Annotated in this window: 9 protein-coding genes and 1 pseudogene; 7 read left to right on the plus strand and 3 right to left on the minus strand. The window is 42.9% G+C overall.

Annotated features, from left to right (window positions below):
• Nucleotides 1-17: 17 nt before the first annotated feature.
• Nucleotides 18-305: a hypothetical protein gene (locus L1D50_RS19075; RefSeq protein ID WP_239966617.1), complete on the plus strand. Its 288-nt coding sequence runs from the start codon at nucleotides 18-20 to the stop codon at nucleotides 303-305.
• A 691-nt stretch (nucleotides 306-996) separates the two neighbouring features.
• On the opposite strand, the pseudogene L1D50_RS19080 reads toward L1D50_RS19075, so the two are convergent.
• Nucleotides 997-1,086 (minus strand): annotated as a pseudogene (locus L1D50_RS19080) (transposase); the annotation flags it as partial.
• 128 nt (nucleotides 1,087-1,214) lie between these two features.
• Between L1D50_RS19080 and L1D50_RS19085 the strand changes: the two are divergent.
• From L1D50_RS19085 to L1D50_RS19110, 6 genes are read left to right on the plus strand one after another with little or no spacing between them, the layout of a single operon-like run.
• The gene (locus tag L1D50_RS19085) at nucleotides 1,215-2,249 is read left to right on the plus strand and encodes an ATP-binding protein (protein ID WP_239966618.1); all 1,035 of its coding nucleotides are present in this window, start codon (nucleotides 1,215-1,217) and stop codon (nucleotides 2,247-2,249) included.
• Nucleotides 2,249-2,950: a response regulator transcription factor gene (locus L1D50_RS19090; RefSeq protein ID WP_010373790.1), complete on the plus strand. Its 702-nt coding sequence runs from the start codon at nucleotides 2,249-2,251 to the stop codon at nucleotides 2,948-2,950. Before L1D50_RS19085 ends, L1D50_RS19090 begins: the two co-directional genes overlap by 1 nt.
• A gap of 20 nt (nucleotides 2,951-2,970) precedes the next feature.
• The gene (locus tag L1D50_RS19095) at nucleotides 2,971-3,627 is read left to right on the plus strand and encodes a TrkA family potassium uptake protein (RefSeq protein WP_128726686.1); all 657 of its coding nucleotides are present in this window, start codon (nucleotides 2,971-2,973) and stop codon (nucleotides 3,625-3,627) included.
• Nucleotides 3,627-4,997, plus strand: coding sequence for a TrkH family potassium uptake protein (locus L1D50_RS19100; protein WP_239966619.1), 1,371 nt, complete (start codon nucleotides 3,627-3,629; stop codon nucleotides 4,995-4,997). The genes L1D50_RS19095 and L1D50_RS19100 overlap by 1 nt, the downstream gene beginning before the upstream one ends.
• A gap of 22 nt (nucleotides 4,998-5,019) precedes the next feature.
• Entirely contained in the window at nucleotides 5,020-6,048 is a 1,029-nt protein-coding gene (locus tag L1D50_RS19105; RefSeq protein ID WP_239966620.1) for a S66 peptidase family protein, read from the plus strand.
• Entirely contained in the window at nucleotides 6,045-6,482 is a 438-nt protein-coding gene (locus L1D50_RS19110; protein ID WP_138521378.1) for a GNAT family N-acetyltransferase, read from the plus strand. The genes L1D50_RS19105 and L1D50_RS19110 overlap by 4 nt, the downstream gene beginning before the upstream one ends.
• Nucleotides 6,483-6,498: 16 nt before the next feature.
• Here the strand turns inward: L1D50_RS19110 and L1D50_RS19115 are convergent, their stop codons facing one another.
• A complete protein-coding gene (locus tag L1D50_RS19115) occupies nucleotides 6,499-7,440 on the minus strand; it encodes a bile acid:sodium symporter family protein (RefSeq protein WP_128726683.1) in 942 nt (313 codons plus the stop codon).
• Between the two features lie 7 nt (nucleotides 7,441-7,447).
• Complete coding sequence (locus L1D50_RS19120) at nucleotides 7,448-8,287, minus strand: EamA family transporter (protein ID WP_128726682.1); 840 nt, start codon at nucleotides 8,285-8,287, stop codon at nucleotides 7,448-7,450.
• Nucleotides 8,288-8,384 lie beyond the last annotated feature (97 nt).

Raw genomic sequence — 8,384 nt, forward strand, 5'->3', positions numbered from 1 at the left:
CATTAAAGGAGTAAAAAGTGTTTATCATCCAATTAAAATTTTCAGACAATAAGTCTCAAGCGAAAGATTTTATGGAAGGCCATAAAGAATGGCTTCAAGCGGGATTTGATAAGGGGATATTTTTGTTATCCGGCAGTCTGCAACCAAATGCAGGCGGTGGTATTGTTGCGGTAAAAGTGTCCAAAGAGGAAATTGAAGAAATTGTCGCTGAAGATCCTTTTGTAATTGAAAATGTGGTTAAACCAGAAATTATCGAGTTAACTCCATCTAAAGCTGATGATCGTCTGTTATTTTTAATCGATTAGTCGATAGTTTAAAGTAATATGCACATAATACGGGCAGGTAGCGGATCTCCGGCAATTGTCACTTTTTTGCTTTCGCAAAAATATCGCCTCTTGCCGCTACTGCCGATGTTTAGGAGAGTCACCTGAAAACTTGGAAGTTCGCTTTTATCGTTTCAATTTTGTTCTTGATAGGTAGCAACACATATTGGTTTTTGTTTTTGCCGACCAAGCTCTTACCGAAAAATATCAGTCTATGAATTTGCATCATCAAGACCAGTTAATTGCCGATATGGGTAACTTAATTGTCAAAGGAATTGAAGGTAAAAGCAAAAAAGATGTTTTATTTCTATTAAGGCAAGCCTGAAGCATTTCTTGTTGATGAAGGTGATGTTATGACCTTTGAAAATATCGCGTTTAAATTCGAACAAGATAAATTGGTTGCAGTGGGGAAATAAATACATAATGAATCAATTATAGGTGGGACGTACTAAGCCTGGCTGGCGTTTACGCTTTTCTCGACGTCAAAATCAGCTTATCGCGCACGACATGGGGGAGGCTACAGTTAGCGCAGCTTGAGGAGTTATTGCTAAAGCCTTTATTTGGTCCAGCCAGCAAACGTTCACAATTTGCTAGGTTTGTGCGCCGTCGTTTTTTGAGTGTTTTACAATAAGTGTTCAGTACTCTCTCTCGGCCATTCCTCAATGAACTTCTAAGTTATCCAGTTGCTTTTAAACAGCTTGTGCCAGCGTATCACAATGGCTTTATCAGATACGCACTTAGCCTTTTTATCATCAACATGCAAAAACCAACTTGAGAGATAAACAGGCTCTTGTGCTAAATAACCTCAAGCTAAGTAAATTTTACGCAAATTATACGGCAACGAAATTTCGACAAGGATAGAATAAAGACATAGCGCAAGTTGGAGTCACTATGTTTTCTGAGAATGGGTTTATTGCCAAGAACGAGTATCTCGTTAGTTTACTGGTTTTGCTATTAACCAGTGCTTTTGCTGTTATCTTAGACTCGCTGTTACATTCGGCGATCAGTGTACTGTTGGTATTGCAGTTGGGCGTTGTTGTTGTTTCTCTCATCGCAAAACGTTGGATGGCACTGGGAGTGGCGATTGCTAGCAGTCTAGTGTTCAACTTTTTCATCACAGAACCCAGATACACGCTTCATATGAACAATACCGAAGATGTGGTCAATTTAGTGGTATTTATCGTTGTGGCATTAGCTACTAGCTATTTATCGAGCTATATCAAAGAGCAAAAGCAGCTACTTTTAGTCGCAAACGTAAGATCGAATATTTTGTTGTCAGTCTCTCATGATTTACGTACTCCACTTGCGGCGGTGATGGGCGCGCTCGAAACGCTAGAAACCTACCGCGATAAGTTAGACCAAGATGAGCAAAACGAGTTGTTGGGATCGGCACGCTCTGAAAGCCACCGTTTGTTTCGCTATATCGAAAATATCTTGCAAGCCACCAAGTTACAGCATCAGGGAGATGAGCTTTCGTTTTTTAAGCAACCAACATCAATTGATGTATTGATCGATAACGTCATTTTGCGGCTAGGTGCGCCATGCGTCTCGAGAATACCTCAGAATATGAGTCCAATTCTCACGATACAAGCTGCACTCATTGAGCAAGCTCTGTTTAACTTAATTGAAAATGCAGTCACTTTTAGTCCCGATGGAGAGCGGGTTGAGATTTCCTTTGGAGAAACGCAGCAAGCGTTGTTGATATTTATTCAGGATAACGGCCCTGGGATCCCCGTTGCTCGGCAAAAAGAAGTCTTTAGCGCCTTTAGCTCGTTTCGACAAAGCGCCAGTAAAGACGGTGGCAGTGGCTTAGGGCTGAGTGTGGCGAGAGGTATTATTCGTGCGCACGGCGGTGATATTCGCATTTTGCCGACGACGCAAGGCTGCACAATGGAAGTTAGTTTGCCAAAAGAGGAGGCGCATTGATGACCCACACCATTCTATTGATTGACGATGAAGAAGAGATCCGTCGTTTTATCCGCTTAGCATTAAAAGCTGAAGGGCTTAATTATGTGGAAGCCAGCACCGGGAAGGAAGCCATGTCGGTGCTAAAAGGTGAGCTGCCAGACTTGGTGATCTTAGATCTTGGGCTACCAGATTTTGATGGGTATAGCATTTTGAAGAAGATCCGAGAAACCAGCAAGCTACCTGTATTGATCTTAACTGCACGAGATCAAGAGGCCGAGAAGATTAAACTACTGGAGGGCGGCGCAAACGACTACCTGACGAAGCCTTTTAGCATCAAAGAGCTGGTGGTGCGCGTCAAAGTGCTATTACGAGATTTAGTACCGAACAAACGCTTGCTTGCCATTGACTACGGCAAGTTGATGATAGATTTACAAAAGCATCAAGTCATTATGGATAACGCACCATTAGCACTGTCGAAAAAGGAATTTGCACTACTTAGTATGCTTGCGCAAAGAGCACAAGAGTTAGTCAGTCAGCAAACCTTATTAAAGCAAATTTGGGGCGAAAGCCATGTCGAAGATAGTCATTATTTACGGATTGTGGTCAGCCAGTTACGTAAGAAACTCAGTGACGATGCTGCTACACCAAAAATCATAGAAACTGAGCCTGGGGTTGGTTATCGGTTTTTACTTTTACCACTCAATAAGCATTTCTCGTAACGAAGTATATAGAGGTTGTTATGGCACAATTTGTAGTTATTGGTTTAGGTCGATTTGGTTTTGCGGCTTGTTTGGAATTAAAACGACTTGGTAATAAAGTGATAGGGGTAGATAGTCGCGAACGTGTGGTGAACCAGGTTGTTGAGCATATTGATTATGCCACCTCTTTGGATGCGACCGATGAAACGGCATTACGCCAGCTAGATATTACGAGAAGCAAAGCGGTACTGGTCGCCATTGGTGAAAACCTAGAAGCTAGCATTTTATGTGTGCTTTCGCTAAAGAACTTAGGCGTTGAGCAAATTTGGGTTAAGGCCAGCTCAGAAGCGCATCATACAATTTTATCTCGTTTAGGCGTAACACGTGTGATCCACCCTGAAGAAGAAATGGGGATCAAGGTTGCACAAGCACTGAATTACCCTATGGTCAATCAATATATGCAGTTGGGACATGGCTTTTATATGGTGGAAGTCATCGTGAATAAATTAAGCTGCGGGCAGTCTTTGGCAACCCTATTAAAGCGTGCAAAGGGCGAAATCAAGGCTGTGTTAGTGCAGCGCGGTAAAACGTGTTATACCAATCCGGCAGAGACATTTTTGATCAACGAAGATGATAAAGTGATCCTCAACGGTCAGTTAAAAGCGTTAAATTCTATCGCGCTAAAACTGGAGGCGTAATGAAAACATGGAGCCCCCATTATTTCCCCTATTCAAATAGTAAGCTCAAAGCCCGCAAAAAGCCGCTGAGGCTAAGTCCCCCTGCAGTTCTGTTTATAGGGTTTTGTGGGCTGATAGCTTTAGGTACTATATTGCTGCTACTACCGATAGCACACACCCAAGACATCAAAGTGATGCAAGCGTTATTTACTGCAACTTCCGCGGTAACGGTAACAGGGCTTGCCGTATTGAGTACGCCAAATGATTTTACTACCTTTGGTCATCTCGTAATTGCTAGCCTTATTCAAATCGGTGGACTTGGTTTTATGACCATTACGGTTGTAGTGCTGCGGGGGATGGGGCAGCAAATGGACATTAGTAAACAACTGATCGCAAAAGAAAGTTTTGGCATTGATCGGTTTGACCAGTTGGTTGATACAGCCAAGTGCGTGTTAGTTTATGCACTGATCATCGAATCGATTGGGTTTACCATTTTACTTGCTCATTGGTATCAAACTCTACCGCTAGGTGATGCGATAATGCAAAGCTTCTTCTACACCATTTCGGCTTTTAACAATGCGGGATTTGCACTGCATGATGACAGCCTAACCAGTTTTCGTGGTGATTGGGTCGTTAATCTTGTGATATCGGGATTATTTGTGATTGGCGGACTTGGATTTGTGGTGTTGATGGATATAGTGAAAAGACGCCGTTGGAGCCGGTTTGGATCTGCCACTAAGCTAGTGTTGATAGCAACTGCGGTATTAAATGTGCTGGCATTTAGCTTATTTTGGCTTTTTGAAGCAAACAATCCTGAGACCCTTGGAAATTTACCATTGTCTGAGCAAGTGATCACTGCATGGATGCAAGCCGTGACGCCACGTACAGCGGGCTTTAACAGTGTTGACTTTGCGCTGGTAAATGATGAAAGTACCGTACTGACCATTTGGTTAATGATAATAGGCGGCGGCTCCATGAGTACGGCCAGTGGTCTTAAAATAACCACGGTTGTGGTGCTATTAATGGCAACTTACGCTTACCTGAGACGCCGGGGGCAAGTTGCTATCGGACACAGACAAATTTCGCCTGAAACGGTATTTAAGGCGCTTAGCCTCACCGTGGTGTACTTTTTTACTGTGATGCTCGCAACCCTTATTTTGACGATCACCGAGCAGGCAAATTTAACGGATATCACGTTTGAAGCGGTGTCGGCGTTAGGCACAGTTGGCTTGTCTCGAGGGATCACCGGCTCATTGTCTGAACCTGGTGAAGCGGTAATCATCTTTTTAATGCTGATTGGGCGCTTGGGGCCGTTAACCTTTTTATACTTAATCGCTCGCCCGAAACGAGAGAATTTAAAGTATGCAAAAGCGGAAATTCAGGTAGGATAAGCAAAAAATAACGGAAATCATTATGAAGTATCCCAAACCCTTGAAAGCGGGCAGTAAAATTGCGATCACGGCATTCTCAGCGGGCGTACCTGCTGCTATGCACGCGAGGTTAGACAACGCTTTGAATTATCTAGCGCAACAAGGTTTTGAACTCGTGGTTGGTGAATGCCTGCGAGCTAATCACAACTACGTTAGCGCAGATGTCAAAAGCCGTGCTAATGAACTTATGGGATATTTACTAGATGACACAATAGACGCGATTATGCCGCCATGGGGCGGTGCAATTGCAATGGATCTGCTGAGCCAACTTGATTGGGAGCAGTTAGCACAAGTACAGCCAAAGTGGATCATCGGTTTCTCTGACGTCAGCACTTTGCTTAGTGCCGTAACTTGCAAACTAGGTTGGGCAAGCGTGCATGCAACTAACCTTATGCAATTAAATGTCCATCAACAAGACGCATTAACGGTTGGACTTTTTGACCATTTGAGGCGTGCGCCTAATGACTATTTTACGCAATTTCCCTCGACACATTTTGAAGCTGAGCCACTCAATTTTGTTGATTTTCCCGATGCTGGATTTAACTTGTCCGCGACCACTCAATGGCGTATTTTGGCCAATGGAAATCATCGGCAGCAGTTTGCTGGTCGATTATTAGGCGGCTGTTTGGATATTCACATGTTATTGGCTGGTACGGAATATTTTGATCTGGACGCTTTTTCACAGACGCATCCTGATGAGTCGATTATCTTATATTTTGAAAATGGCGAAATGCCGCCAGCGGCATACTATCGTGCGCTGCAAAGTATTAAATTACGAGGTTGGTTTTCGAAAGTCGCTGGAGTTTTGATTGGTCGAAATCCAGAGCCACTAGCAAAAGATAGCGACTGGACGCACCTAGATGCATTGCAAAACGTCTTTACTGGTTTTGATTTCCCAGTGCTATACGATGTAGATATTGGCCATCAAGCGCCGAATTTAACGCTGATTAACGGCGCTTATGCCGAAGTGACAGTTGGCGATACCTTTTCAATTACACAGACATTAATATGAATCTAGAATATAAAGTCGGCTCGATAGATGACCTCCTCGCAATAGAAATCCAAATTCCTGAATTTGCTACGCCAAGAGAGCGTGAGGAAGTCGTAGATAAACTGCGAGATAAACAGCACTTGTTGCTGGTGGCGTACGCTCAAGGCAAGCCTGTAGGGTATAAGCTAGGTCACGAATTACCAAATAACGAGTTTTATAGCTGGTTAGGCGCGGTCATCCCCGAATATCGCGGCAAAGGTATTGCCAAGCAGCTGTTGGTGATGCAAGAAACTTGGTGCAAAGCGCAAGGCTATAGCGCCATTAGAGTAAAGTCGAGAAACCTATTCAAAAACATGCTATTGATGCTAATAAGCCGCGATTACCAGATTGTAAAATGTGAACAAATCAACGGCTCATCGGATTGCAAAATTCACTTTTATAAGCAATTACAATAAAGCCTAACCTTTGATATTAGGCTTTATTGTTATCAGATGAGCTGGTGGCGCTTCTTCGCCATATTCCTGCTAATATCGAGCCGCTTACATTATGCCAAATAGAAAATAGGGTGCCTGCTACGGCCGCTGCAGGAGTAAAGAACTTCATAGCAAGCGCAACAGCAAGCCCCGAGTTTTGCATACCCACCTCAAAGGCCATGGTGCGACATACCTTCTCGTCAAAACCGAGCTGTTTTGGAATGAAATAACCCAAAAGTAGCCCTGTAGTATTGTGCAGGATCACGGCAACCAGCATAACGAGCCCAATGCTTTGAAGTTTAGGTTGATTAAGAGCAACGATCACCGCAATGATAAAAACGATTGAAAGCATTGAAAGTAAAGGCAGTATCGGAGTTGTTTTGATAACAGAGTGCGTTAGTGGTTTGGCAAACAAGGTATTGAAAGCAACGCCCACAGTCACCGGAAGTAGTACAATTTTTAGCAGGCTGATCAACATATCAGAAAACTGAATATCAACCACTTGGCCAATCATCAATGTGGTAATTAGTGGTGTTAAGAACACGCCGAGTAAAGTACTAATCGCGGTCATAGAAATCGATAACGCAACATCTCCTTTGGCGAGATAACACAAAACGTTACTAGCTGTGCCGCCAGCAACCGTGCCCACTAAAATCATACCAATTAATAAGTCAGTTTCTAGGCTCATTGTGGTGGCAATCAAGTAGGCAACACTTGGCATCACTGTAAATTGAAGCAGCACGCTGACGAAAATGGCTTTTTTGTTGTCGAGTACGCGTAAAAAGTCTTTTGTAGTGAGGGTTAAACCCATTGTCAGCATGATCAACATTAATAACGGAATAATGCCGCTTTTAAATGCGCTAAATAGAGTTGGGAAAAGATACGCTATTACTGAGCAAATAATGGCCCAAAGAGGGAATAGTTGTACGATTTTTGTCATAGCCTGCTTAGCTCTCTTTTTTACTATAGATAAGCGCCGCAAAAATAATGGCACTGCCAATACCCAGGCGAACTAGGTCTGCTTCTCGGTTCCAAATCAGCAAATTGACAATAATCCCAGCTGGGATCAGCACATTGTTCATTACTGCGAGTTCACCCACCGAGACGCGGGTCAGTCCTAAGTTCCAGACGTAATACCCTACGCCTGAAGCAATCAAGCCTAAATAAATCAGTATTCCCCATTGTAGATTATCACTTGGGAGTTGCTGAGGATTGCCGAATAGCATAAATCCAATGGTGAGCACTAAAGAGGCGCCAATAAAGAAAAAACCGAAGCTTTGATGGTGTACCAGCTGGTAATGGTTACTTAAGCGTTTGTAACTTACTTGGCCGATTGCAAAGCAAAGATTTGCACCTTGAACTAATAGCAAGCCAAAAAGGTAGTCGCTAGTAAGCTCAGTAAATCTAATGGTGATTGCACCAACAATAGCAATGAGTGCAGACAGCAAGAAAGTGGCGTTGAACGAGCGGTTTAGTAAGTCATTGAGTGCAGTAATATAGATGGGTGTCATCACAGTGAATAGCAACACTTCAGGTACGCTTAGGTATAAAAAGGAATGATAGTAAAAGCCATACATCAGACCAATCTGTACTGCACCTATTGCCATCAGCTTGATTATCAACTCTTTATTCACTGAACTCAATTTCAAAAATGGAATAAACACAATCGCTGCAAGTAAGGTTCTGGACAAAGCGCTAAACCAAGCATCGACCTGACCTGCCAGATAGACACCAATCAACGAAAACGAGAACGCCCAAAGTAAAGTAACAACCCAAAGTAATGGCATAGTTAATTAGTTGTAATTTTTAATCCAGCAATTGTATCACGAGTGTCGTAGAAAATTGAGTGTTCGAAAAAAGCGATGATATTGATCTTTATAATGT

This window comes from Pseudoalteromonas sp. Isolate6 (assembly GCF_022398435.1).
GTDB classification, from domain to species: Bacteria; Pseudomonadota; Gammaproteobacteria; order Enterobacterales; family Alteromonadaceae; genus Pseudoalteromonas; species Pseudoalteromonas galatheae.